Origin of the sequence: Microcoleus sp. CAWBG58 (assembly GCF_020883045.1) — a bacterium.
GTDB lineage: Bacteria > Cyanobacteriota > Cyanobacteriia > Cyanobacteriales > Microcoleaceae > Microcoleus.
Map to the genome: position 1 here is coordinate 1 of NZ_JAHRFA010000094.1, position 25224 is coordinate 25224.

The following is a 25224-nucleotide window of genomic DNA, read 5'->3' on the forward strand; positions in this document are numbered from 1 at the left end:
AGAACATTGGGCAAACGAATTGCAGCAGCAACTAGCCTCCAAGTCGAGCGATTTGGAATCTTTGCAGCATCAATTGGGCGAAAAAGAACATTGGGCAAACGAATTGCAGCAGCAACTAGCCTCCAAGTCGAGCGATTTGGAATCTTTGCAGCATCAATTGGGCGAAAAAGAACATTGGGCAAACGAATTGCAGCAGCAACTAGCCTCCAAATCGAGCGATTTGGAATCTTTGCACCATCAATTCGCCGAAAAAGAAAGTGCGATCGCATCTTTACAGCAACAATTAGCCGACAAGCAAAATCTCGAAAGCCAATTGCAGGAAACTGTATCGAAGTCAAGTTACGAATCTTTGCAGCAGGAGTTAGCAGAAAAGTCAAGTGCGATCGGCAACTTGCAAGTTCAACTGACCGAGTTCCACTCTCTAAAAGATCAATTGAGCCAAAGTGCTGCGAAACAGCTAAATTACGAGGCTTTGCAGCAACAGTCTCAAGAACAGCTAAAAACAATCAAAGCTTTACGGGAACAGGTAGTTCAAATGCAAGCTGTGGCTGGGATTGGCGAAGCTTATCTAAATAAGTGGCGCCGTTTCTGATTCTAATACCATTTCTTTAAAGTTCACCTGCCACTAGGGACACTGGGTGCCGTGTCCATTAATCTCAACTTAACCCGAAAAACCGCCAAGGACTTAAGTCCCTGGCTAATAGCGAAAGTCCTCGCTATGAGGAGTAATGAGTTCTTGAGGTGTATGCAAGAGTATTCTTCCGTACAACCTATAAGTTCTTGAGTCCTCATAGCGAGGACTTTCACTTTGAGGCAGGGACTTAAGTCCCTGCCGGAGTGTGGGTGTCATATTGTGTCAGATCGATCGCGATAATATCCGTTGGTAGTGCCGTTCGTAGTGCCGTTCGTAGTGCGGACTTCAGTCCGCAATATGCTGCGGACTGAAGTCCGCACTACGAACCGTTTTTTGAGAAGCTTTTTCGGGCAAAATATGAGCATAATATTAAGAAATATTACAATAAATAAATTATGATGACCGATCGCACCCCAAAAAGCAAATCCAGTGCAGCAGACACGAAGGGCCGCGTCACAGTAATTGGAGCCGGTATCGGCGGGCTGACAGCAGCAGCCCTGCTCGCCCACAGAGGATACAAAGTGCTAGTCTTAGATCAGGCGATCGTCCCTGGAGGATGCGCTTCCACCTTCAAACGCAAAGGCTTTACCTTCGATGTCGGCGCCACGCAGGTTGCAGGATTGGAACCCGGAGGGATTCACCACCGAATTTTCTCAGAATTAAACATCGAACTTCCCCCCGCCACACCCTGCGATCCTGCTTGTGCAGTATTTTTGCCGGGAGAAACGACACCCATTAGCGTGTGGCGAGATCCGCAAAAATGGCAGCAAGAAAGACAGCGACAATTCCCCGGAAGCGAACCTTTTTGGCAATTATTATCTGCATTGTTCCAAGCTAGCTGGAAATTTCAAGGACGCGATCCAGTTTTACCGCCGAGAAACTTCTGGGATTTCTGGCAATTAATTCAAGCAGTTCGCCCCGATACTTTAATTACTTTGCCTTTCACTTTTATGACGGTGGGAGATGCTTTGCGCTTGTGCGGTTTGGGCGACAATTTGCGCTTGAGAACTTTTCTGGATTTGCAGTTAAAATTGTACTCCCAAGTTGATACCGAAGAAACGGCGCTGCTGTATGCGGCGACAGCTTTAGGAGTAAGCCAAGAGCCGCAGGGATTGTATCATTTACAAGGAAGTATGCAGGTGTTGAGCGATCGCCTCGTAAGTGCGATCGAGCTTTACGGCGGCAAAGTGCTGTTGCGGCATACAGTCGAAAGTATTGTCACCACTAACGGCGAAGCCACCGGCACAGTGATTCGCAATCAAAAAACAGGCGAAGTTTGGACAGAAATTGGCGATCGCATTGTTGCCAACGTCACAGCCCAAAATCTAGTTAAATTGATGTCAAGCGAACCTGTTTTAGAAACTTTAACAGATAATTCCGAGACAACAAACCAACTGCCAAATCAAATGGCAGGCTACAAATATCGAGTTGATAAATTGCCGCCCGCATCCGGCGCATTTGTGATATATTTGGGAGTGCATGAAAGCGCAATTCCAGAAAATTGTCCGCCGCACCTTCAGTTTCTCTACGACTACGACGGTGAGATTGGTGAGAATAATTCATTATTTGTTTCTGTGAGTCATGCGGGCGACGGCCGAGCACCGCAGGGAATGGCGACAATTATCGCTTCGTCTTTTACTGATACTCGAATGTGGTGGAATTCGGTTGATTATGAAGGATTGAAGCAAAAATACGCTGAAGGGGCGATCGCGCGTTTAAGCGAATATTTCAATTTGACACCCGAAAAAATTGTACACCAAGAATCAGCAACACCTCGCACCTTTGCCCGCTACACAGCCCGCGATAGAGGCGTTGTAGGTGGCATCGGCCAGCGAATACCAACCTTCGGCCCCTTCGGATTTGCCAACCGCACGCCAATTAAAAACTTGTGGTTAGTCGGCGACTCCACCCATCCCGGAGAAGGAACCGCCGGTGTTTCCTATTCTGCTTTAACAGTGGTGCGGCAGATGGAGGCTGAGTTTTGATAATCGACAATATCAAGTATTGACCGCAATAAGTCAGGTTCGTAGTGTGGACTTTAGTCCGCAAAATACTGCGGACTAAAGTCCACACTACGAACTGTTTTTGTGATGGTATGGGTGCATAAGCAGAGGTGCGTCGCTATCAGATTGTTGGTGTTGAGTTAGAGATTGTCGGTGGCGACGCACCCTACAATTTTACCGGAATTATTAAACCGCAGAGGCCGCAGAGGACACAGAGGGAGAGCATAGAGAAAGCATTTTTTCTTTGAGTGCGATCGTCCCCGCTCGCGAGTATTATTTTGATATTAGAGATTGTCGGTGCATCCACACTCTACAGATTCCTTTTTCCATCATGAAAAAAACCTCAGTCTGCACTGCAAACTGAGGTCAAATAGCGACAGGTAGAAACCTGCCGGCTACAGTCTATGACTACTTGATAGCAATCTTGGCGCCCACAGCTTCAAGCTGCTTCTTCATTTCTTCAGCAGCTTCCTTAGCAATAGCTTCCTTAACTGCCTTAGGTGCGGCTTCTACCAAGTCTTTCGCTTCCTTCAGACCCAAACCGGTAATCGCGCGGACTTCCTTCAGGATTGCGATTTTCTTGTCAGCAGGAACTTCTTCCAAAATCACGCTGAACTCAGTTTGTACTTCTACTTCTTCGGCAGCAGCAGCAGGGCCGCCCATCATCATCATGCCACCTACAGGAGCAGCAGCGCTGACGCCGAAAGCTTCTTCAATTTGCTTGACCAATTCAGATGCTTCGAGCAAAGTCAGAGTCTTCAGTTTTTCTAAGATTTCGTCGGTTGCAGTAGACATTCGTTAAACTCCTAATTCGATTCTAGATTTGGGATTTGGGATTTGGGATTGCTCCTCCATCATTAGTTTCTCGTCTCCAGTCTTCAGCCTGTGGATTAACACTAATGACTGATGACTAATGACTAATGACTAATGACTAAGCAGATACGCTTTCTGCTTCTGCTTCAGGTTGTGCTTCTGCTTCTGCTGGTGCTTCTGTCGAATCGCCGTCTTTTTCAGCATAAGCTTTGAGACCGCGTGCGATCGAAGTAGGAACTTGATTGATACCCACAGCCAACTTGGTTGCGACACCGTTGATAGCGCCAGCAATTTGAGCCATAAGTTGTTCCTTCGACGGCAGATCCGCTAATGCCTTAACATCAGCTTCTTTCAGCACCCGTCCTTCCATCACGCCGCCGCGAACTTCCGTCTTCTTGGAAGCTTTTTGGAATTCTTGGTAAGCCTTAATCGCGCCGCCAATATCTTCTTGCACGAACATAAACGCCGACGTACCTGTCAGCAATTCCTGTATCGGCTGCCATGTTTCATTGCCTTCAACAGCAATTCGCATTAGCGTGTTTTTTGCCACTTGGCAACTGCTGCCTTTGGGACGCAAACGCCGCCGCAAATCTGTGATTTCAGCAACAGTTAAGCCTTTGTAGTCGATCGCGATTACCAGTTGAGATTCGCTCAAGGTTTGCTTGAGGTCTGCAATAATCTCATTTTTTACTGCTAAACTTTTGCCCATACTAATTTCACCTCCTTTTAGGATCTCAAACTGCCAATCAAAAACCCCAACCTTATAGCCGGGGCAGAGAATTAAAAATTAAGAATTAGGAATTAAAAGATATAACTTTTTAATTTATTTTCTTCAGTTTTTATTTCTTCAGCCTCGGCAGGAAATTAAGCACTCGGCACCTGCGGTCTTCAGCTTATTGATTTTTGATTAGGCTATCACCATCCGGCAGACATTAGCAAGGGTATGCAGCAAATCTCGTGAGAGATTTACACAGACAGCCGAAGCTGTCTTTTACTTTCTGCCTTTGGCTTAATTCTTGCTAAGCAGCATCAAGTTTGGTATCGCGCAGGGCACTGATATCGACTTCGATCGATGGGCCCATGGTTGCGGATATGTACAAACTGCGCCAGTAGCGACCTTTCGCACCAGAAGGACGGTTGCGGTCAACTGTTTCTTGCAAAGCATGAAGGTTGACGAGCAAATCTTCTGCTGAGAAAGCTGCCTTGCCAAACATAACATGAACGATGCCTGTGCGATCGGCACGGAATTCTAGTTTACCACCTTTGAATTCGTCGATCGCCCGAGCAATGTCAGTCGTCACTGTGCCGCCTTTTGGAGAAGGCATCAAGCCGCGCGGGCCCAACAACCGACCCAATTTTGCCACCAACGGCATCACGTCTGGAGTAGCAATCAGGCAATCGAAGTCCATCATGCCCTTTTGAATTTCCTCGATCAACTCTTCAGAACCAGCAATATCTGCGCCGGCATTCAGAGCTTCTTTAACTTTTTCGCCCTTAGCAATCACCGCAATTCTGACTACTTGACCAGTTCCTTTTGGCAGCGATACAGTTGTCCGCAACTGTTGGTCAGTATATTTCGGGTCAATTCCCAAACGGATGTGAGCTTCAGCAGATTCGCCAAACTTGGCCGTTGCTGTTTCTTTCAAAAGTTGCAGAGCTTCCATTGGTAGGTAAGGTCTGTCTTCAACTTTCTTTTGCAGTTCTTGCAGTCTTCGCGATACTTTCTTTGCCATTGTTTTTTTTGGGGTTAATCGATTTGAGATTTGAGATTTTAGATTGAATAATTGAACCGTTGCGGTTTTTTCATAAATCTAAAACATTTGCGATTCCTAGCGAAGCTTTGCTTCTCCCCCTGAATCGACTTAAGACTTGCGACTTGAGCTTGAATATTTCAGCTTGAAGATTTCAGCTTCAACACCGAAAATTATTGATTGCCAACTGTCAACTGTCAACTGTCAACTGTCAACTGACTTCAATCCGCGATCGCCACGCCCATGTTTTTAGCTGTTCCCGCTACAATTTTCATAGCAGCTTCAACATCATTAGCATTAAGGTCAGGCATCTTAGTTTCAGCGATTTCTCGCAACTGAGCCTGTGTGATTGTCCCTACTTGCTTGCGATTAGGTTCACCCGAACCCTTAGCAATGCCAGCAGCTTTTTGAATCAAAACCGACGCCGGAGGGGTTTTGAGAATAAACGTAAAACTGCGGTCTTCAAAAACCGAAATTTCTACCGGAACCACGAGACCTGCTTGGTCTGCGGTTCTAGCATTGTACTCCTTGCAAAACATCATGATATTGACGCCGTGCTGACCCAAGGCTGGGCCGATCGGAGGAGCTGGGTTGGCTTTTCCCGCTGTAATCGCCAACTTAATTACTGCAACAACTTTCTTTGCCATTAGTTAGTTCTGTTTCTGAACCTGATTGAACTCTAATTCTACAGGCGTATCGCGCCCAAAAATCGAGAGTAAAACTTTGAGCTTGTTCCGTTCCGGGCTAACTTCAATCACATCACCTTCAAAATCCTTAAATGGCCCGGAAAGTACCACAACGTGGTCTCCTGTCGCCATCGATACTTTGACAACCGGTTCTGATTCCTGAGCGTTTCTGAAGATCCGTTCTACTTCCGAATGACTCAGAGGTAGCGGTTTGACGTGACCCCTGCCGCGCCCGTAGCGGCGTTTTTGCTCTGCCCCTACAAAATTAATTACGTTCGGGGTATTTTTAATCACCTGCCACGTATCCTCGTCCATATACATACGGATGAGTACGTAGCCGGGGAAAATTTTCTCATCTGACTGGCGCCGGGAACCGTCTTTGCCGACTTTGATCGCCGGAGTTTGCGGAATTTCGACTTGAACGATACGATCGGCAACATCCAAAGTTTGAATCCGCTGATCCAAGTTTGCCTTCACGCGCTTCTCGCAGCCTGAGGCTACCTGAACAGCATACCAGCGAGCCTGAATCTCCGGCTTATCTGGCGATGCTGCCTGTCCCGTCGCTTCTGTGGAATAATCAGATTCTTCTGATGCAAAAGTCATGGCCCAAACACCTTTCCTGCGCCCCAGTTAAAGAAGTTATCCACCAAATAGATCAGGCTTGCTGAGAGGATTACCATCAAAAGCACGGCCAAAGACTCGCTAATTAGCTGCTGGCGGCTCGGCCAGACCACTTTATCGAGTTCTTCTCTAGTTTCCTTAAAAAAACCCGCAGGATCGAACCCAGGCGCAGTCATTTCTTGAGTTTCTTGAGCTTCGTCTTTTTTCGCCACGATCGAATCCCCCTTGCGATTTCAGATTTCAGATTTTAGATTTTAGATTTTGTGAGTGGCTCGCGGCTCTTTGATTTTTTGACACTAACCACTTACGCCCAAGTCCAAAATCTCAAATCCAAAGCCAGCACTTTTTTACAAGCCTAAGCCATCAACGGTGTAAATGCCGATCGCCGAAACCGACGAGCCAGAAGCCACAGAATAGCCGGGGTTTGAAGCCCTTACTCAGGTCGGCAGATTATGATAAGAACGGAGCTTAAATCTTCGTTCTTATCACTTCGCTGTCCCAGGTCAACTGTCAACTGTCAACTGTTTAAACCGAGCATTTGTTGATGGCCTTTGTTGCGAACCGCCCACAAAAATTAATTCTACCCGAAAGTCTTCGGTTTCGGCTGTTTCCAGCCAATTATCCGGGCGCTTTCGGGCAGAATTAAAATTTTGGTGATTCAGCGCGCCCTGGAGGACTTGAACCCCCGACATCAGGTTTTGGAGACCTGCGTTCTACCAACTGAACTAAGAGCGCACAGGTGAGGTTGCTGATTCGCTTAACCTCTAGATTTCTATTTTAACACAGTGCGCTCGGAAATGGGAAACTTTTTTTTTAATTTTTCAATTTCCCATTTTCTGTCTCTCCAAGAGGAAGCTGGGTGCATTCCTACAGAGAGCGATCGAACCGCTGTTTGACGCGAGTAGCTTTGCCCACGCGATCGCGCAGGTAGTAAAGTTTAGCTCTGCGGACTTTACCGCGGCGCATGACTTGGACAGTTGCGATGCGGGGCGAGTGAATCAAAAACACCCGTTCCACGCCGACGCCTTGAAACACCCGGCGCACAGTGATTGTTTCATTGATGCCGCCGTTACGCATGGCAATCACAGTCCCTTCGTAGGGCTGAACGCGTTCTTTAGAACCCTCTTTAATTTTCACGCCGACGCGCACGGTGTCGCCTACGTAAATTTCTGGTAGAACTTTGCTTAGTTCTACCTTGACTCTATTTATTTCTTCCGTCTCGATCGAACGGATTATTTCTGCGCCTTTCATAAAAAACTCGGTAAGTGGGACACTCAGTGGCTTGAGCCAAGAGAGGGAAACGACAAGAGCGGTTTAAACCGCCTACCCCTTTCGGGGCTAAACAAGTAGAGGAATGGTACTTGTCTAATCCCTGTATTGCCGGGAGCGCCTTGCCATTCCAGTAATGTTAGCTTCGCCAATGTTTTAAGAGCTTTTTAGACTTGCAACACTGTCTCAGTGACCTTAAGACTGTTTAATTGCAAATGACAGAGCAGGAAACTAGCTACGCATTTCCAGGTGTCGTGACTCTAAAAACGTAGTCAGTTAAGACTGAGGCCCGTCAGTACGGCTTGCGGGAATTGCTCTTGCAAGCCCAATCTCTTTTAGACCTGGGTTACTGACAATCCCTTATCATATATCGAACTACCAATTTTATACCAAAAACTCTATGTTAAATACTTCCTTGGTTGTATTTCTGCAACTCGGGGCGATCGCGATACTAGCTTTGTACGTCGCCGCCAACTTGGGGGCTAACGATGTGGCGAACTCCATGGGGACATCGGTAGGCTCGAAGGCGCTCACGCTGCGGCAAGCAATAATTGTTGCAGGCATACTAGAGTTTGCCGGCGCCGTGCTGTTCGGGCAAGGGGTTTCCGAAACTCTCGCTACAGGAGTTGTGAATGAAGAAATGTTCGCGGCCAAACCGCAAGTATTTTTAATCGGGATGGTGTCAGTGCTAGCAGCTTGCGGATTGTGGCTGCAAATCGCTACCAGTCTAGGTTTGCCGGTTTCTTCGTCTCATGCGGTGGTAGGTGCGATCGCAGGTTTTAGCTGGGTAGCAGCCGGAATTCATGCGGTTGATTGGCCGACTATCGGCAGGATTTCGTTAACTTGGGTGGCGACACCTTTTGCTAGCGGTGCTTTAGCTGCACTATTTTATAGTGGGGTGAAGCATTGGATTCTCGATCGCCCCGATCCTCTATTTCAACTGCGCGAGTGGATACCTTGGCTGAGTGCGGCGCTGCTGAGTGTATTTGGGATAATTGTATTGCCGTCTGTTGTGGATGTGGCTTTGGTGCAGACAGGCGCGATCGACTTCGCGCGCGATCGATTTGGCTGGAATCTGCCAATTCACGATATTGCGATTGCTATCGGGAGTATTGCGGCGATCGGGCTTTCCCTCAATAGCTGGAAAAAGTTAGAGAAGGAAGAAGGAAGAGGGAAGAAGGAAGAAGGAAGAAGGAAGAAGGAAGAGGGAAGAGGGAAGAAGGAAGAAGGAAGAGGGAAGAGGGAAGAAGGAAGAGGGAAGAGGGAAGAGGGAAGAGGGAAGAGGGAAGAGGGAAGAGGGAAGAAAGAAGAGGGAAGTTTAACAACGGATTTTGTAACGGATTTCACCGGTGTAACGGATAGAAAGAATAAGCAAGAGGAAATATTTTCCCCCTCCCCCCCTCTCCCCCTCAGACATTCTTCGATCGAGCAACAGATGGCGAGATTTCAAGTATTGAGTGCTTGTTTTGTGGCATTTGCACACGGTTCCAACGACGTAGGTAATGCAGTTGCGCCTTTAGCTGCGATCGTCTACATCCAGCGCACAGGCTCCTTTCCCCTAGAAGATTTTAACGTTCCCCTGTGGATTTTAGTCCTCGGAGGCGCAGGAATCGTCATCGGTTTAGCCATTTGGGGTCAAAAAGTGATCGCTACAGTCGGGGAAAACATCATCAAACTCGAACCCAGCGGCGGATTTTGCGCGGAATTAGCCACAGCTACCACAGTATTATTAGCATCTCGCTTGGGTTTGCCGGTTTCCACATCCCACGCTTTAGTGGGTGCAGTTGTGGGAGTCGGGCTGATTAAAGGTTGGAAATCGGTACGCTGGAAAACTTTGCAGTCAATTGGTTCGGCTTGGGTGGTGACAATCCCGATCGCCGCCGGTTTGGGTGCTAGCATTTTCAGCATCGCCCAATGGATTTTAGTTAAATGAACGCGATAGGTGTGTATAGCCTTTCAAGCGGATGAAGTACGACTGGGCATAGGGCATAGGGCATAGGCATCCGTGGGCATACCTCACTTTTTTGAGAACCGCGATAATTTCCTTCTCCAAACAATGCTTTAGCTGTCAAGCCAGCACTTCCACACAGGGCTTTCTCAACTGAATCTCAGTGCTGTTACTAAATTGTAGAAAGTGTTTTACGGTGAGTATTAGTCTAGAAACCACAGGCGTTGCTGGGCAAATGATGCCGGAAAAATAAACACTTCGGCTTAGTCTGAAATATTCAGGCTTTGGCGATCGCTTTTCATTCAGTTAACAGTTGATGGTTGATGGTTGAAAAAGAAAATCAGTTGATATTTGATAGTTGATAGTTGACAAAGGAAGTCAGAAGATTGGAGTAATAAATCGTCTGATTTTAAGTTCTTCCGATCGCGCTTGGGGCTTTAAACCAGATTCTTATCGTAAAGCAATTGTCAGAATTTTCAGATGCCAGATCTGTTGCCCTTGGAGAATGGGATGTGTTAGTTTTTTGATGACATAGGTTGCTTTTGAGGGTGCGATCGCCTCTTCAAACTTTGGCGATCGCAAGATCGGAAATTTTAATATCAAAAATCCGGGTGCAAGAGTGCGTGAGAGACTTGGGCCCAGAAACCCAGTTTCTGGCAATTTAATGCTCAAATTATGCCTTTAGGGGTGAGGAGTCTCGGCCCTACCCTCAACTTTAGTTGTCGGGGAAGAGGTTATCCGGCTGGCGAGGCGGGTGAGTTAGAGGCTAGAATTACCCGGAGCAATCGGTGCAGAGGTCAAGCTGTAGTATGATTTCTAATTGCACAAAGTGTTCTTGGGGCGATTAAGAGCGGGATAGCTTCGCTTCACGCAATTTTCTAACATTTCTAGCTCAGCGACTACCATAGATTCAACAGCGTCCGCAATCTTTGAGACCAACTCACTAGAACTTGCGACCTGATGCAGCCAAAATACTTAAGAACACACTCTCGTGCAGTTTAAATTAGAGGTTATAGGCTAATGGCGAACCGGAACAGATACTCGCCAAAAGGCGACGCAGGGGATGCACAATCAGCAGAACAAGTCCTCAACTCAGTGATGCAGGAACTGGACGCTTTGCATGAAAATGTCAAAGGTCAGTTAAACCAGGACATTACTCGGCTGCAAACTGAAAAAAATCACCTGATTGAAGATATTGAAGGCCTCCGGGAGCAATATCGCAAATTGCAGTCTCAGCAAATGGAATCTCTGTCTGGGCGATACATTCAGCAGCAGCAATTGTGGCTGAAGCAGTTGGCTCAAATTTTGGCTCACAATTTGCAGGATTTGTTGGTGCAGCGGTTCAACGAACTCAGCGCTAACTCGGGCCATTCTCTCAGCAGCCCAATTCCCAGCGGCGAATTCCCCATACCCATGCCCCCTAGCAACTATGACGAACGGGCCTCGGAGTTATTGGCGGCGCTGGATGAACGGATCGATCGCAGTTTCCAGATGCTAGAACAAGATTTGAGCAGCTATGAAAGCGAGCTATCCATGCGGCTCAACAACATGAAAACCCTCGAACTTCAAGGGGAAGAACTGTTACAAAATCTCGTCAACCGCATTCGGGAAGAACTCGCAGAAGAAGAATATCTTGACAATCCTTTCGATGCTCAAGATTCCTATCCCGAGGAAGCAACTAATTCTATCCGCCCGCAAGTTTTGCCGCCAACACCTGCAGATGCGCCGCGCCAAGCCGTGGCAGAGCCTTCAGCCGCGCCTACCGCAGTCGCGAAAGCAACTTCTCAAGTGCAAACAGGTTTAATTCTGGCTTTGTCTTCGGCGGTGGTATTGTCGCTGTTTAATGTTTGTTTGAGAATTCTAATTAAAAGCAGAAATCCTCGGATGATTTTTGGCGTGTTTGAGCTTGATGGGGTGGTGACTCGGGGTTTTGGAAATTCTCTGTTGATTTTGTTGATGCGGCTGATCGTGGTGATGGCTTTGATGCCAGTATTGGCAACATTTCTGTATCCTTCTGTCTGGAAAGATCTTAAACGGTTTTTCTACTCGCGCGATCTATCTTTGTGGAGCAAGGTTTTAGGAAGCGCATTTTTTCTGTTTTTGTCTCAGGTTTTGATTTATTTGGCGATCGGCAATATTCCGGCGGGGATTGCTATTACAATTTTCTTTATTTACCCCATCATCACCGTACTGGGTTCTTGGTTATTGTTTGGCGCTCGCCCCAGCACGATCGGCTTTTTGGCGATGTTGGGGATTACCGCAGGTCTGATTTTAGTTGGATCGCCGAGTTTTGCTGCGCCAGCTCCCGGCGGTGGCAATGTCGAGGTAGGAGTCGCCGCTGCACTGGCTTCTGGGATTACCTTTGCAGGTTACGTATTGCTAACTCAAATGGCCGCCGGCAAACTGCACCCGATTCCTTTTAGTTTAGTTAATTTCGGCGCGATTTTTGTATTTTCGTCCCTGAGTTTGTGGGTACCGCTGTCAGAGAATCTGGCTCCGAAAATCGACCAAAATGTTTGGCCTGGTTTGATTGTGGGAGGGATTGTTTTAGGGGTACTGACACTATTTAGCTATCTTTTGAACAATTTTGCCATCCGGTTCGCGGGGGCGGCCTTAGCGTCAGTAATTGGCACTTTGGGCCCAGCGATGACTGCACTCTTCGGGTTTATAATTATCAATGAGAAGTTGCAGCCTGTAGCAATTCTCGGCATGGCTGTGGTGACATTGAGCGTGGCTGCGATGAGTGTAGAACGCATGGTGGCTCCTCAAAAGAAGGCTACTTAAGTTCAGTTGATAGTTGACAGTTGACAGTTGATAGTTAACAAAGGAAGGAAGAGGATTGGAGTAATGAATCGTCTGATTTTAATTTCTCCCTACAAGGAAGAGGCTTTAAACCAATCCTTTCTGGTAAAAACTGCTGTTTGTAGTGAGGACTTTAGTCCTAGGATTTTGAGGACTAAAGTCCTCACTACGAACTTGTTTTATAAAGTGTTTGTAGTGGGGAATGCAAGTCATCCCATTTTGATTACTAATTAGGGCTTGCTGAAAAAGTCAGAAAACAGCATTTAGAAAGATGAGTGAATTTGAGATCGCCTCGACAATATAAGTTTTATCAATCTTGTGATGGCAAAACATAGCTTTTGCCAATCATTTGAGCCAAAAAACATCCCCAAAGGTTTTTATTATGAAATAGACCGAAAAAAAGCCAAAAAGCCTGCCGTACCCTGGCAGAAAGATTCATCACCAGAAAAGTTATAGCGATGCTTGTTTCAGAAGTATTATTAAGTTTAGCCATCACTCTACCAAGGCTAAATCTTCTTTTAGCTTCTCCAAATTTTCCCTCAATTAAGTTACGAATTCTCTTATCTGATTGAGCTTGTTTTTTTAGTGATTTGCTCAGATTTTTGGGAGGTCTTCCTAGACGGACACCGCTCATTCTGATGCCGAGTTCTTTGCACCAAACTCTATTTTCTTCTGTTCGATATATCCGATCTACATGAATTGATTCAGGGTAAAATCCGGTGAATTGTTTAAATGCTTCTACTTGTCTTTTAAGGTCTCCTGATTCTTTAGATTCGTTTTGCTTGTCGGCTCGATCGCCCACTTATCGGTACGATCGCCTGATTGTCGGTATGATTGAATCAATGACGTGGCGATCGACTGACTCACTCTTTTAAGATGCAAGGGGCGGGTTCACCAACAATAATTGCCACTCAACCAATAATCTCAAAAACCCGCCCCCACCCAACGGTAAATCACTTCCCTAAATCTGGCGGAAATTCACGGATGTAATCCCATTAGCAGTCACTCCAATCATCACACCTAACTCCTCCCCCGTCAAGATATTTTTGATGAGAACTCCCTGAATATTTTGAGTAATTGCTAACTGATTAAAACTTAAACCACCAGCTAATCCAATCAAATCTTGACCGACGGTAAAATCAGCGATAACATCAAATCCGCGATCGGCTTCTAAGACAAAAATATCATTCCCACTACCGCCAATCAAACTATCATTACCCAAATCTCCGAAAAGAACATCGTCACCTTGACAACCAGTTAGAGTATCGTTATCTTCCCCTCCATAAATAGTATCATTTCCTTCACACCCTCCCAGAATATCTGCTTGTTCGTTACCGCTGATAAAATCATCGCCAGCCCCGCCGCAAATGGTATCATCACCTTGACTTCCAAACAGCGAATCCTCACCTTCACTACCAAAGATTATGTCATTCCCTTTGCCTCCAAATAAGGTGTCATTACCCTTACCACCATCAATGAAATCATCATTTCTGTTACCATAAACGATGTCATCACCTTCGCGACCATTGATGGAGTCATTGCCTTTACCTCCGAAGATTAAATCGTTGCCAGCATCGCCCAGGATGATGTCATTATTTTCATCTCCAAATAAGATGTCGTCACCTTTGCCACCGCTGATAAAGTCATTGCCTTTATTGCCGTTGAATATGTCACGACTCTCGCCACCATATAAGTTGTCATTCCCAGATTTAGCATCGAATATATTGCCGTTGTTGCTGCCAAGACATTCATCGTTTTGGGCAGTGCCTATTTGAATGCCGGATATACCGAGTATGGTGTTTTCAACTGTATTTGGTTGGTTTAAGTTGGGATAGTCAATTTCATCGCAGATGCAGTCATCGTTGGGGATGTTGTTAGTTATTGGTGTTGGCGTTAATTCGGGTGTTGGTGTTACCTCGGGCGTCGCTGCGGGTGTTGGCGTTACCGCAGGTGTCGGTGTCGGTGTCGGAGTTAGCGATGGTGTCGGCGTTGGTGCGGGTGTCAGTGTTTCCGCAGGCGTTGGTGTCGGCGTTGGTGCAGGTGTTTCGGTTACCGCAGGTGTTGGCGTTACCGCAGGTGTTGGTGTCGGTATTGGTGCAGGTGTTTCGGTTACCGCAGGTGTTTCGGTTACCGCAGGTGTTGGTGTCGGTGTCGGAGTTAGCGATGGTGTCGGCGTCGGTGTCGCTGTCGGAGTTTCCGATGGCGGGGGCGTCGGTGTTGGAGTTGGAGTTGGCGAGAAAGGCGTCGGAGTTGGACTTACCTCGGGCGTCGGAGTCGGCGAGAAAGGCGTTGGTGTGGTGACAGGAGTTGGTGTGGTGACAGGAGTTGGTGTGGTGACAGGAGTTGGTGTGGTGACAGGAGTTGGTGTGGTGACAGGAGTTGGTGCGGTAATATTCACACTAAAATTACCTAAACCGCTAGCAGCAGATAAATTGCCAACAACATCCTTCACCTGCGATGCTTGCAAATTAACAGTGTAAGTAGCATTATCAGCATTATCCCAACTTCCGCCTGGGGGAGTAAACGAATATGTTGCTGTGCGCGGTGTACCATTGCTATTAGTATTAACACTAACAAAGTTAGCAAAAATAGCACCACCAGACCAATTTACAACAACATCAGAATTATCTAAACTGCTAACATCAACTCCACTAGCATCACTGAAAGTAACTGTCAACGTCTGACTTGTACCACCCGCTGTAGTAATGTTAGAAACTGCCGCCAAGTTAGCAGTAGGTGGGATGACATCAATAATCGGTATCGCGATATTAGCAGTGCGAACCAGTTGAGTTGCTGCGGTGTTATTGTTACCCACAGCATCTGTGGCTTTAGCTGTGGGAATATCAACTGTGACATTACCACTAGCAGTAGGTGTGACATCAAAAGTGTAAGTTTTGGCATCAACTATGACAAAGTTTCCGACAGCAGCATTGGCTACGGTGATATCAGTAGTATCAAAGCCGATGACATTTTCACTGAAGGTGGCGGTGACTGTAAATAAACCAGTTACTGTTGGTGTTGAAGTTGATGTTAAAGCAACTGTAGGTGCGGTGATATCGGCTGTGCGAACAAGTTGAGTGGCTGCGGTATTGTTATTACCTGCTGTATCTGTGGCTGTGGCTGCTGGAATATTAACTGTAACATTGCCAGTGGCTGTTGGTATAACTGTGAAAGTATAAGTTGTACCAGTACCTGTAAATTCACTAACAGTCCCGTTAGCAACATTCACGCCTGTGGCGGTAAATCCTGTGACGTTTTCGCTGAAGGTTGCTGTGACTAAAAATGGTGCGTTTGTGGTGGTTGGTGATGCGGATGTTAGGGCTACTGTTGGTGCGGTGATATCGGCGGTACGAGTCAATTGAGTGGCTGCGGTATTGTTATTGCCAGCGGTATCAGTGGCTGTAGCTGCTGGAATATCTACGGTGACATTGCCAGTTGAAGTTGGTGTAACTGTGAAAGTATAAGTTGTGCCGCTACCTGTGAAGTTGCTAATTGTACTGTTAGTTAGATTCACGCCTGTGGCGGTAAATCCTGTGACGTTTTCGCTGAAGGTTGCTGTGACTAAAAATGGTGCGTTTGTGGTGGTTGGTGATGCGGATGTTAGGGCTACTGTGGGCGCTGTAATATCGGCAGTGCGTGTAAGTTGAGTCGCAGCGGTATTGTTGTTACTAGCGGTATCAGTTGCTCTAGCAGCAGGGATATCAACTGTGACATTGCCAGTTGAAGTTGGTGTAACTGTGAAAGTATAAGTTGTGCCGCTACCTGTGAAGTTGCTAATTGTACTGTTAGTTAGATTCACGCCTGTGGCGGTAAATCCTGTGACGGTTTCGCTGAATGTTGCTGTGACTAAAAATGGTGCGTTTGTGGTGGTTGGTGAAGTTGATGTTAAGGTGACATTTGGTACAATTGTGTCTACAACTATGGCTTTGTTATTAGCCAAAGACTGTCCCGCAGGAATAGTTAATGTTGCATTATTTGCCGCAGTATCTCTGAAGGTTGCACCGACTGCTAAAGTGAACCCAGTTGAGTTGAGATCCGTGCTATTTTGTCCGGCTAGTGGAGTGTAAATTCCCACAGCAGATGTGCCCGTGAAAGGTGCAATAGTTACAGTGCCGCCTGTGTCTAGGGCGACTGTCATGTTACCGCCTGCTAAGGTAACTGCTTCGCTGAAATTGACGGTGACGTTGATGTTGTTAGTTGTGTTGTAACTGCCGTTGGCGGTGGTTGAGGTGACGCTGGTGATGGTGGGTGCAACAGTATCAATAACTATGGCTTTGCTACCGCCGAGGGAGTTGGCTGTGGCTAGGGCAGGGAGGATTAAATCGGCATTCGTGGTCAAATTATCTTGAATTGTGCCGCCGTTGAGGGTGAGGGCAGTTGTGGAGAGGTATTGTAAGTCGAGAGAGGTGTCTCCTGGTTGAACTACATAGTTGAAGGTGAGGGCTGTACCGCCACTACCGCTAGCATAGGTGGCAAATTGGTCGGTTGTACCGGTTTCTAGTTGCAGTCGGGGTGTGCCGGTGACATTGACAGCAGCATCGAAGGTGACGGTGATGGGGATGGTAGAACCAACACCGTAGCTGCCGTCAGGGGTGGTGGCGGTGACAGCGGTAACTTTGGGGGTGGTGTTGAGTAGGATGGAGGCGGTGTTGCTGTTGGAGTTTGCCACAGCTAAGTCAGGGAGGCCGTCGCCGTTGATGTCGCCGATGCTGACGGAGATGGGGTCATTGCCAGTAATGAAGGTGACTCGGCTGGCGAAGGTGGGGGTGGTGGCGTTGGTGGGGGTGGTGTTGAGCAGGATGGAGGTGGTGTTGCTCAAGATGTTCGCCACAGCTAAGTCAGGGAGGCCGTCGCCGTTGATGTCGCCGATGCTGACGGAGATGGGGTCATTGCCAGTACTGAAGGTGACTCGGCTGGCGAAGGTGGGGGTGGTGGCGTTGGTGGGGGTGGTGTTGAGCAGGATGGAGGCGGTGTAGTTGTTGACGTTTGCCACAGCTAAGTCTGGTTTGCCGTCACCGTTGATGTCGCCGATGCTGATGGAGCGGGGCTCATTGCCAGCACCGAAGATGACTTGGGTGGCGAAGGTAGGGGTGGTGGCGTTGGTGGGGGTGGTGTTGAGCAGGATGGAGAGGTTGTTGCTGATGAAGTTCACCACAGCTAAGTCTGGTTTGCCGTCACCGTTGATGTCGCCGATGCTGACGGATAAGGGGCCATTGCCAGCAGTGAAGTCAACTTTGGTGGCGAAGGTGGGGGTGGTGGCGTTGGTGGGGGTGGTATTGAGCAGGATGGAGACGTTGTTGCTGCTCCGGTTCGCCAAAGCTAAGTCTGGTTTCCCGTCACTGTTGAAGTCGCCGATGCTGACGGAGTAGGGCCCATTGCCAGTGGTGAAGTCAACTTTGGTGGCGAAGGTGGGGGTGGTGGCGTTGGTGGGGGTGGTATTGAGCAGGATGGAGGCGGTGTCGCTGTTCCGGTTCGCCAAAGCTAAGTCTGGTTTGTTGTCACCGTTGAAGTCGCGGATGCTGACGGAGATGGGGTTACTGCCAGTAGTGAAGTCAACTTTGGTGGCGAAGGTGGGGGTGGTGGCGTTGGTGGGGGTGGTGTTGAGCAGGATGGAGGCGGTGTTGCTGATGTAGTTCGCCGTTGCTAAGTCTGGTTTCCCGTCACCGTTGATGTCGCCGATGCTGACGGATAAGGGGAGATTGCCAACAGCGAAGTCAAATTTAGGGGCGAGGCCTAGTACGCCGCTGTAGGTTTTGAGGGTGTTGAGGCTAAATGGTATTGCGGTTTCTATGGCGCCTATTTGCACTTCTAATTCCCAGTCTCCACCTAATTCGCTGCTACCAGTGGGGTTTGCGGAGGCGGCAATGTCTGCACCTGTGATTTCACTCAGTCGTTTGAGGAAGTTTTTGCCAGTTTCATCAGCGCCTATTTCACACCCATATAATAGGATGTCGGCGTTTTGGGTGAGGGATTTTCCCCACTGTTGGAGTTGGGTAGTGAATTTTTCTAAGTTACTATTGTTGATGGTTTCTGTGCTCAGATTGACGCTGCCGGGGCTGCCGTGGGAAAGTATGTGTAATGCTTCAATATCTTTTTGATTGGCTAAGGCGTTAGTAATTTGGGTGATGCCACTAACTTTGTCATCTAAAATAATAATTTCAGCGCGATCGGTGCTTTGAATTAGGTCTTGATAATCTTGTACTGAGGGGTCTACGAAAATTATTTGGTTTTTCATGCTAGGCGATCGATGTTTTTTTATGAGCATAATTTATCATACTCATATGGAGTTTTCAACCATAATAGAGAAAGTTTTTATGTCTTCATATTTTATGAGGCTGCATAGAATCTGAGCCTCCCTAACCAATAAGGGTAGGGCTGTTTCATTGTTTTGTAGGGGCAATCCCCCTGTGGTTGCCCAATTCATCTGAGGAGAGGGCGGGCACGGCACCTCCCATACAGATAGATATGCATGAAGGATTTAGGATTACTATATGAATAACAAAACAATTTTGAATACACCACACGAACACGAGATTTTTGGCGATCGCGATTTGCCATCTTGGTTAACCGAACAACGAATCAGCCTCGCTTGCACTACTTATCAAACCAGCAGGTTGATGTTAATCGGTGCTGTGCCAGAAACCAACAGAATCTCGGCTTTTTGGCGGATATTCGATCGCGCAATGGGACTTTTCTGCACACCGGAACGCCTTTACCTTAGCTCAAAATATCAACTCTGGCAATTAGACAATGTGCTGGCTGCGGGTGGACAACATCAAGGTTACGATAAACTATACATACCAAGAATTGCCCACACCACAGGAGATATCGACATTCACGATATCGCTGTGGATAAGAATAATCAAATTCTGTTTATTAGCACGTTGTTTAATTGTATCGCTACTTTGAGCGATCGGCACAGTTGCAAACCTCTCTGGAAACCGCCGTTTATCTCACAATACATCAATGAAGACCGCTGTCATCTCAACGGTTTGGCGATGGTTGATGGGGAGGCGAAATATGTTACGGCGTCGAGTCAATCGGATGTGGTGGATGGCTGGCGCGATCGCCGAAAAAACGGCGGTATAGTTATTGATGTGGCATCTAATGATATTATTGTTACGGGATTGTCGATGCCGCACTCACCTCGCTGGTATCGAGATAAGTTGTGGTTGCTGAATTCGGGGAGAGGAGAATTTGGTTGTGTGGATTTAGATACAGGGACATTTCAGGCGATCGCATTTTGTCCGGGATATGTCCGAGGATTGGCATTTTGGCAGAATTGGGCGATTGTTGGATTGTCGAAACCGAGGGGTGGTGACAATACTTTTAGCGGTTTAGAGTTGGATGAGTTGTTGGTAGCTAAGGATGCTGAGGCTCGGTGTGGGATGATGGCGATCGATTTGACTACTGGTGCGATCGTTCATTGGTTGCGGTTTGAAGGAGTTGTCACGGAACTGTATGATGTGCAGGTGATTTCGGGAGTGCAAAAGCCGATGGCTTTGGGTTTTCAAACGGATGAAATTGCTCAGTTAATTACTTTGGAACTTTAACCGCTGATGGTGGCGGATATACGCAGATGGACGCAGATTAAGATAGATTTTGTTTTGTTACCTCAACATAAATATGTTCTAACCGCACCGGATAGCGAGCAATTGAATCAATAGAAATTCCATCAAAACGCAAAATAATATCCTTTAATTCCAAACGTTCCGGCAGCCAAAAAGCCAAATCGCTACCGTAGCGGCGGGGAATAAAACTGTATTCTGCTGCGCGGGCGATGACTTCAGCTTCTGCGTCGGTTTTAACCACAATAATTTCCTGAGCAGGAATTAGTTTTTGCAACTCCTCCAAACTGCCCTCAGCCACAATACTACCATTCTTTAAAATCCCAATTCTCTGACACAAACGCTCAGCCTCATCCAACAAATGAGTTGTTAGCAAAATTGTAATTCCTTCCGATTGCAAGCGCTGAATTAACTCCCAAATTTCATAACGAGCCTCAATATCTAAACCAGTTGTCGGTTCATCTAAAATTACTAATTTAGGCTGGTGAACCAAAGCCACCGCAATATTCAAACGGCGCTGCATTCCTCCGCTCAAAGTTTCCACCGGACTTTGAGCTCTATCTATCAAATTTACTGCTTTTAAGCATTGTTCTACTTGATAGCGGCGCTGTTGGCGCTCTAAACCATAAATTTGAGCAAAAAAATTGAGGTTTTCTGCACAGCTAAGGCTTTTGTAAAGCAAATTTTCTTGAGGCGCTACACCGATTAACAGTTTAGTAGATTCCGAAACAGGTTCGCCATTGATGAAAACCTTACCGCTGTCAGCATTTAGCAAATTGCATAAAATATTGATAGTTGTAGTTTTGCCCGCCCCATTTGGCCCCAGCAAACCGTAAATTTCGCCAGCTTGAATGTGCAGTGTTAAATCGTTAAGCACTGAACGTTCGCCGTAAGCCTTATTTAGCTTTTCTATTTGCAGCACTGCTTAAAATCTCCTAGTTTTTTCTCTAAATTATCTTTGAATTCCCTGATTTATTTAAAGTCTTCTTTCTACTCTTAACATCCGCCGATATGACAGCCATCCGCCTGCGATCATCGAAATAGCAAATATGAATAAAAACCAGAAGTGCGATTCAATATCCGCAAAATCTTTGCCGTTAGCCCACACGCCTATCAGCGCTTCGTTCATATGATAAATCGGATTGTACTGGGCGAGATCCAGCAGGGTTTTGGGGAACAGCGCAGTTGGCAAAAATGCACCTCCTAAAATCAACAAAGGAACGCCGAAAGCAGCTACTAGCGAGTTGACATCTTCCGTGCGCCTCGCAAACTGCGTCCCCAGAATAAAGCCAACTCCTACGTAGGATACAATGCTGAGTAGAATAATCGCGCATCCTAACAGAATAGATCCTTGAAATTGTGCTCCCAAACACGCTGCGATCGCGTATACTAAAATTACCTGACCGATGCCGATCGCGCTGTGAGCCAGAAAAATTCCTAAAAAGTAGGAAGTGCCACTCAGGGGGGAAACAAATAAGCGCTTGAGAGTATGCTGTTCTCGCTCTGAAACTACCGTGGCTACACTGCCGCCGAGACAGCTAAAAAATAAAGCGGCTCCTACTAAACTTGCAGGTGCAGCACTTTCAAAGGCTTTGGCTGTGGTGAGATTGGCGCGTTCTTTTAAAATTAAACCATTGATTAGCAAGATAGAAATTGGAAAAATACTCCACAAGACTAAGCTGCGCCGCCGCCTTCCCAATTCAATTAAAATTCGCTGCGCTACTGCGAGGGTTTCATACCAGTATTTCATAGGGATTGTGTTAGCATTGTAAGAATTGGAAATTGACATCAAGTCCGAAAAGAATCAACACAATCAAATTGGTTCGTAGTGAGGACTTTAGTCCGCATCAATCCGAGGACTCGAATTCCGAACGATCAAATTGGTTCGTAGTGAGGACTTTAGTCCGCATCAATCCGAGGACTCGAATTCCGAACGATCAAATTGGTTCGTAGTGAGGACTTTAGTCCGCATCAATCCGAGGACTCGCATTCCGAACGATCAAATTGGTTCGTAGTGAGGACTTTAGTCCGCATCAATCCGAGGACTCGCATTCCGAACGATCAAACCTTCTTGATGGCATTGAATTTACCGGAAATTATATGATTATTGATAATAACGCCACGGCATATTATACCATAGAAATACTAAGAATGTTAAATTTCAATAAAAAACCCGCCCGCGCGGGTTTTGTGATTTGACCAGACTAGGTTTTAAATTTTCGGTGTCTATCGCTACACTCATTTAATACTAAAGTTCGTACCTCTGTAACATCCTTGAAAAGAAGTTAAACTTGTACGGTTTGTCTGTTCGAGTTTAGTCACGAGGGAGGGAGTATTACTTTCAGGATTTGTACCCCACTTGTAAATAAAGTCGCCGATGTAGTTTCCGGTTGCTTCGTAGCTGTGCACTTGTATCGGAATTCCCGAAACTCCTGAAACTGTTTGGTTGTTGTATCCGTTAACAATGATTTTCTCGATAACTGCTCCGGGTTCTACAGTCACGTTCCAGTTGACTGGTTCGTAGGCCGAAAGTGCAAGTATTATTGGCTTGTTGCGGCGTTCTACTTTAACTTGGATAGCACTTTTAGACAAATTTGCCTTCCCGTGTTCGGCATTAGCTTCGTAAACACCAATCAAATGAAGTTCTTTATCTCCGGTTGACGAACCAACATAGGCTGAAAAATCGTCGGAACCGCCAATCCCGCAGTTGGCGGCCGAACTAATGGGGGAAGTAAAAGTTGTTTTTTCGGCGAGTTTCTGCTGCACCGTCGGGACTACCCACCAACCGGTTCCAACTCCTAAAGCACCTATTAAAGCAGCGGCAATTCCGAAAGGAATGACGTTTGTGAGGTGGCGAAAGGCGGTTGTTGCAGTTACTTGGGCTCGGGTTTGCTCCCAAGTTTCAGCAGTTTTTCCGGCATTGCAGCCATCTAGACAAGCTAACAAAGCTAAACTTTCCGGCTGTTCGAGCAGACTTTGAACTGCTTTCCCTTCTCCAACGTAGAGATTTCGAGTTTCGGTGTCTAACAGCAGCCAGTAGCGATCGCCCTCGCCGAAGTTGTACTCTTGTAGCGCAGGCTTAACTAAATCGTGCTGCAAAAATACCAGCCAAGCCATGTTATTGCCAGTTCCGACTATTTTGCCGTCGCTGAAAATAAGTTGGTCGATGTCGGGTTCCCACCGCCAAGCTACCCAGCGACTGTTTCCTCGATAGCCGAGGGATTTTTCCAGTTGCGGATGAGCGGTTATTTCTAAGCGTTGAACTAAGTTTGACACAGTTGGTATCCTCAACTACGCGCGATCGAAGCTATCCCAAAGGGTAGGGAATCGCCACTTCCAGTCTCAGCTTAACTTATCCGGCGATCGTCCTTCAAAAACTACCCGTGCCGTGTTGCTGGGATTGGTATTCGGCGAAGTTCCCGGATTGAAATTATTCTGCTGATTGGTATTCGGCGAAGTTCCCGGATTGAAATTATTCTGCTGATTGGTATTCGGCGAAGTTCCCGGATTGGGATTGTTGTTGGGATTAGTATTCAGCGAAGTTCCCGGATTGAGATTATTCTGCTGATTAGTATTCGGCGAAGTTCCCGGATTGAGATTATTCTGCTGATTAGTATTCGGCGAAGTTCCCGGATTGGCGTTGTTGTTGGGATTAGTATTCGGTGCAGTTCCCGGATTTGCGGGATTTGCGGGATTTGCGGGATTTGCGGTACCAGCAGGAGTAGTTATCGGGGCGTCGGCAGCATCTCTGGTGACACTATTGGGGTTGCGGGGGGCTGCTGGATTAGCTGCGTTGGGGTTATTTCCAGGAGTATTGGCTGGGTTGTCGGCTGCGGGAGCCGTTTTTTGGGGAGCAGCGTTGGTGCCGCACAAGCTGACTAAATCAAAAGTTGTACCGCTTGGGGTTTCGATGAAGCAAACCGGCACATCTACTCGCGGGTTTGAAGCCCTGGGAAACTGACCTGTTCCGGGCATGGGACGGCTAAAGGCGGCTTGTGCCATCAATGGAGTCAAGGCAGCCGATAGAGCGGCTGCGAGGCGCAATAATCTCATCAGCACTTCCTCAAGTGTTATATTTATATGCTCCACTATGGCTGATAAACTGCCAAGTGTCCTCATAAAAATTAATACGGGATGCGGGAAACTCAACGGCTTTAGCCTTGAGAGGGAAGCTATAAGGGGGACTTCAGTCCCCGTCAATCCTAATATGCGTAACTGTAGCCATCTTTTCTGTGAACTATTTTGCAGTATTTATGGCTAATTCCTTGCACCAATTCTGATGCTGAGATGTTGAACAAACCTGTCGTTCTAACTGCAACCAGACCAACATATTCACCTATTTTCTTGCCACTGATGACGATTGCTTTTACGATGTCACCAGTTTGAAAGCCTTTAACAAACTTGTTTCGAGGAACGTACCGAGACGGAAAGCCAAATTTGTCCGTGCGACACATTTGACGAGTTCCGTGTCCTGTCGCCTTGATTAGCAGTGGCTTACTTGTTAGTACAGACAAGGATTCAATTTGACCCACACAGGCAGCGTCAAGCCAATGGCTTTTGGGTAGTTGTAGTCGAGTACGATTGAACTTGGTCAGTCCACCTGAACCAGTTAAAACAGGCAACCCCGTTTCTTTCAGTCGTGAGAGCAACGCCCATCGAGTCGAATTTACAGCAGTAGCGTCCTTGAGGGGACGCTTAGCCTGGGTGAGAATGTGCTTCAAGATGTCAGGTTTCTTGGCTAAGAATTGTTGAACATCCTGAGTTCCTTTTTTGAGGTTGCACGCTTGACAAGCTAGGCATAGATTAGAAATTCGGTTGCTGCCACCTTTGGCTTTGGGATAAATATGCTCATATGCTCGGGTGCATCTCACTTTGGCGAAGGTGTCAAAAAAGAGTTAAAATGAAAAAGCTAGTAAAATCCTCAAATAAAGATGAGGCAAATAAAATGACACCATCAGACCAACAAAAGCTAAAAAGCCACTTAAACGCGGTAGCAGAAATTCGTATCCGCTCAATAATTCGGGGTAGCCCAGAAAAAAAGTAGGCAAAGTATATAAAATGTTATAAAATAGGAAACATGACGCAAAAGATTATTTCACAAGACAAGTCACCCTACAATATACTACTGC

Annotated in this window: 21 protein-coding genes, 1 tRNA gene, 3 pseudogenes and 1 other annotated feature; of the genes and pseudogenes, 7 read left to right on the top strand and 18 right to left on the bottom strand. The window is 46.8% G+C overall.

Features of this window, described 5'->3' with window-relative positions:
• Positions 1-592, top strand: a pseudogene (locus QZ918_RS28270) (CopG family transcriptional regulator); the annotation flags it as partial.
• A gap of 254 nt (positions 593-846) precedes the next feature.
• On the opposite strand, the gene QZ918_RS28275 reads toward QZ918_RS28270, so the two are convergent.
• A complete protein-coding gene (locus QZ918_RS28275; protein ID WP_293341197.1) occupies positions 847-999 on the bottom strand; it encodes a hypothetical protein in 153 nt (50 codons plus the stop codon).
• 30 nt (positions 1000-1029) lie between these two features.
• On the opposite strand from QZ918_RS28275, the gene crtD reads away from it, so the two are divergent.
• Positions 1030-2619, top strand: a complete 1590-nt coding sequence (gene crtD / locus QZ918_RS28280; RefSeq protein ID WP_293341200.1) for a C-3',4' desaturase CrtD — start codon at positions 1030-1032, stop codon at positions 2617-2619.
• 426 nt (positions 2620-3045) lie between these two features.
• Here the strand turns inward: crtD and rplL are convergent, their stop codons facing one another.
• The 9 genes from rplL to rplS form a co-directional block, all read right to left on the bottom strand.
• Entirely contained in the window at positions 3046-3432 is a 387-nt protein-coding gene (rplL, locus tag QZ918_RS28285) for a 50S ribosomal protein L7/L12 (RefSeq protein ID WP_293155793.1), read from the bottom strand.
• Positions 3433-3568: 136 nt separating this feature from the next.
• Positions 3569-4159: a 50S ribosomal protein L10 gene (gene rplJ / locus QZ918_RS28290; protein WP_293341202.1), complete on the bottom strand. Its 591-nt coding sequence runs from the start codon at positions 4157-4159 to the stop codon at positions 3569-3571.
• 29 nt (positions 4160-4188) lie between these two features.
• Positions 4189-4360: a sequence feature (ribosomal protein L10 leader region), on the bottom strand.
• A 109-nt stretch (positions 4361-4469) separates the two neighbouring features.
• Complete coding sequence (gene rplA, locus QZ918_RS28295; RefSeq protein ID WP_293155787.1) at positions 4470-5183, bottom strand: 50S ribosomal protein L1; 714 nt, start codon at positions 5181-5183, stop codon at positions 4470-4472.
• Positions 5184-5422: 239 nt separating this feature from the next.
• Positions 5423-5848 carry a 50S ribosomal protein L11 gene (rplK, locus tag QZ918_RS28300; protein WP_006635588.1) on the bottom strand — a complete coding sequence of 142 codons (426 nt, stop codon included), beginning with the start codon at positions 5846-5848 and terminating at the stop codon, positions 5423-5425.
• A gap of 3 nt (positions 5849-5851) precedes the next feature.
• Positions 5852-6490, bottom strand: coding sequence for a transcription termination/antitermination protein NusG (gene nusG / locus QZ918_RS28305; RefSeq protein ID WP_293128200.1), 639 nt, complete (start codon positions 6488-6490; stop codon positions 5852-5854).
• Positions 6487-6720 carry a preprotein translocase subunit SecE gene (gene secE / locus QZ918_RS28310; protein ID WP_293128199.1) on the bottom strand — a complete coding sequence of 78 codons (234 nt, stop codon included), beginning with the start codon at positions 6718-6720 and terminating at the stop codon, positions 6487-6489. The genes nusG and secE overlap by 4 nt, the downstream gene beginning before the upstream one ends.
• A 291-nt stretch (positions 6721-7011) precedes the next feature.
• Positions 7012-7200 (bottom strand): hypothetical protein, encoded by a 189-nt coding sequence (locus tag QZ918_RS28315; RefSeq protein ID WP_293128198.1) that lies wholly within the window; start codon positions 7198-7200, stop codon positions 7012-7014.
• A tRNA-Trp gene (locus QZ918_RS28320) sits at positions 7171-7243 on the bottom strand. The genes QZ918_RS28315 and QZ918_RS28320 overlap by 30 nt, the downstream gene beginning before the upstream one ends.
• A gap of 132 nt (positions 7244-7375) precedes the next feature.
• The gene (gene rplS, locus QZ918_RS28325; protein WP_293341205.1) at positions 7376-7759 is read right to left on the bottom strand and encodes a 50S ribosomal protein L19; all 384 of its coding nucleotides are present in this window, start codon (positions 7757-7759) and stop codon (positions 7376-7378) included.
• A 418-nt stretch (positions 7760-8177) separates the two neighbouring features.
• Here rplS and QZ918_RS28330 point away from each other — a divergent pair, with 418 nt between their 5' ends.
• On the top strand, positions 8178-9710 hold the full coding sequence (locus tag QZ918_RS28330) for an inorganic phosphate transporter (RefSeq protein ID WP_293341208.1): 1533 nt from the start codon (positions 8178-8180) through the stop codon (positions 9708-9710).
• A gap of 465 nt (positions 9711-10175) precedes the next feature.
• Here the strand turns inward: QZ918_RS28330 and QZ918_RS28335 are convergent, their stop codons facing one another.
• Positions 10176-10397 carry a hypothetical protein gene (locus QZ918_RS28335; RefSeq protein WP_293341211.1) on the bottom strand — a complete coding sequence of 74 codons (222 nt, stop codon included), beginning with the start codon at positions 10395-10397 and terminating at the stop codon, positions 10176-10178.
• 348 nt (positions 10398-10745) lie between these two features.
• Here QZ918_RS28335 and QZ918_RS28340 point away from each other — a divergent pair, with 348 nt between their 5' ends.
• Positions 10746-12509 (top strand): EamA family transporter, encoded by a 1764-nt coding sequence (locus tag QZ918_RS28340; protein WP_293341214.1) that lies wholly within the window; start codon positions 10746-10748, stop codon positions 12507-12509.
• Positions 12510-12572: 63 nt separating this feature from the next.
• Entirely contained in the window at positions 12573-12761 is a 189-nt protein-coding gene (locus QZ918_RS28345) for a hypothetical protein (RefSeq protein ID WP_293341217.1), read from the top strand.
• A 76-nt stretch (positions 12762-12837) separates the two neighbouring features.
• Here the strand turns inward: QZ918_RS28345 and QZ918_RS28350 are convergent.
• Together QZ918_RS28350 and QZ918_RS28355 are read right to left on the bottom strand one after the other, a co-directional pair.
• Positions 12838-13293, bottom strand: a pseudogene (locus tag QZ918_RS28350) (transposase); the annotation flags it as partial.
• Positions 13294-13488: 195 nt separating this feature from the next.
• Entirely contained in the window at positions 13489-18792 is a 5304-nt protein-coding gene (locus tag QZ918_RS28355; protein WP_293341220.1) for a DUF4347 domain-containing protein, read from the bottom strand.
• A gap of 226 nt (positions 18793-19018) precedes the next feature.
• Here QZ918_RS28355 and QZ918_RS28360 point away from each other — a divergent pair, with 226 nt between their 5' ends.
• Entirely contained in the window at positions 19019-20080 is a 1062-nt protein-coding gene (locus QZ918_RS28360) for a TIGR03032 family protein (protein WP_293341223.1), read from the top strand.
• Positions 20081-20117: 37 nt separating this feature from the next.
• On the opposite strand, the gene QZ918_RS28365 is transcribed toward QZ918_RS28360, so the two are convergent.
• The 5 genes and pseudogenes from QZ918_RS28365 to QZ918_RS28385 form a co-directional block, all read right to left on the bottom strand.
• Entirely contained in the window at positions 20118-21017 is a 900-nt protein-coding gene (locus QZ918_RS28365; RefSeq protein WP_293341226.1) for an ABC transporter ATP-binding protein, read from the bottom strand.
• Positions 21018-21071: 54 nt separating this feature from the next.
• Positions 21072-21845 (bottom strand): ABC transporter permease, encoded by a 774-nt coding sequence (locus QZ918_RS28370; RefSeq protein ID WP_293156783.1) that lies wholly within the window; start codon positions 21843-21845, stop codon positions 21072-21074.
• 488 nt (positions 21846-22333) lie between these two features.
• Entirely contained in the window at positions 22334-23371 is a 1038-nt protein-coding gene (locus tag QZ918_RS28375) for a hypothetical protein (protein WP_293341228.1), read from the bottom strand.
• Positions 23372-23437: 66 nt separating this feature from the next.
• On the bottom strand, positions 23438-24148 hold the full coding sequence (locus tag QZ918_RS28380; RefSeq protein WP_293341230.1) for a hypothetical protein: 711 nt from the start codon (positions 24146-24148) through the stop codon (positions 23438-23440).
• Between the two features lie 149 nt (positions 24149-24297).
• Positions 24298-24945: pseudogene (locus tag QZ918_RS28385) on the bottom strand (HNH endonuclease); the annotation flags it as partial.
• A gap of 50 nt (positions 24946-24995) precedes the next feature.
• Between QZ918_RS28385 and QZ918_RS28390 the strand changes: the two are divergent.
• Positions 24996-25139 carry a hypothetical protein gene (locus QZ918_RS28390; protein WP_293341233.1) on the top strand — a complete coding sequence of 48 codons (144 nt, stop codon included), beginning with the start codon at positions 24996-24998 and terminating at the stop codon, positions 25137-25139.
• Positions 25140-25224 lie beyond the last annotated feature (85 nt).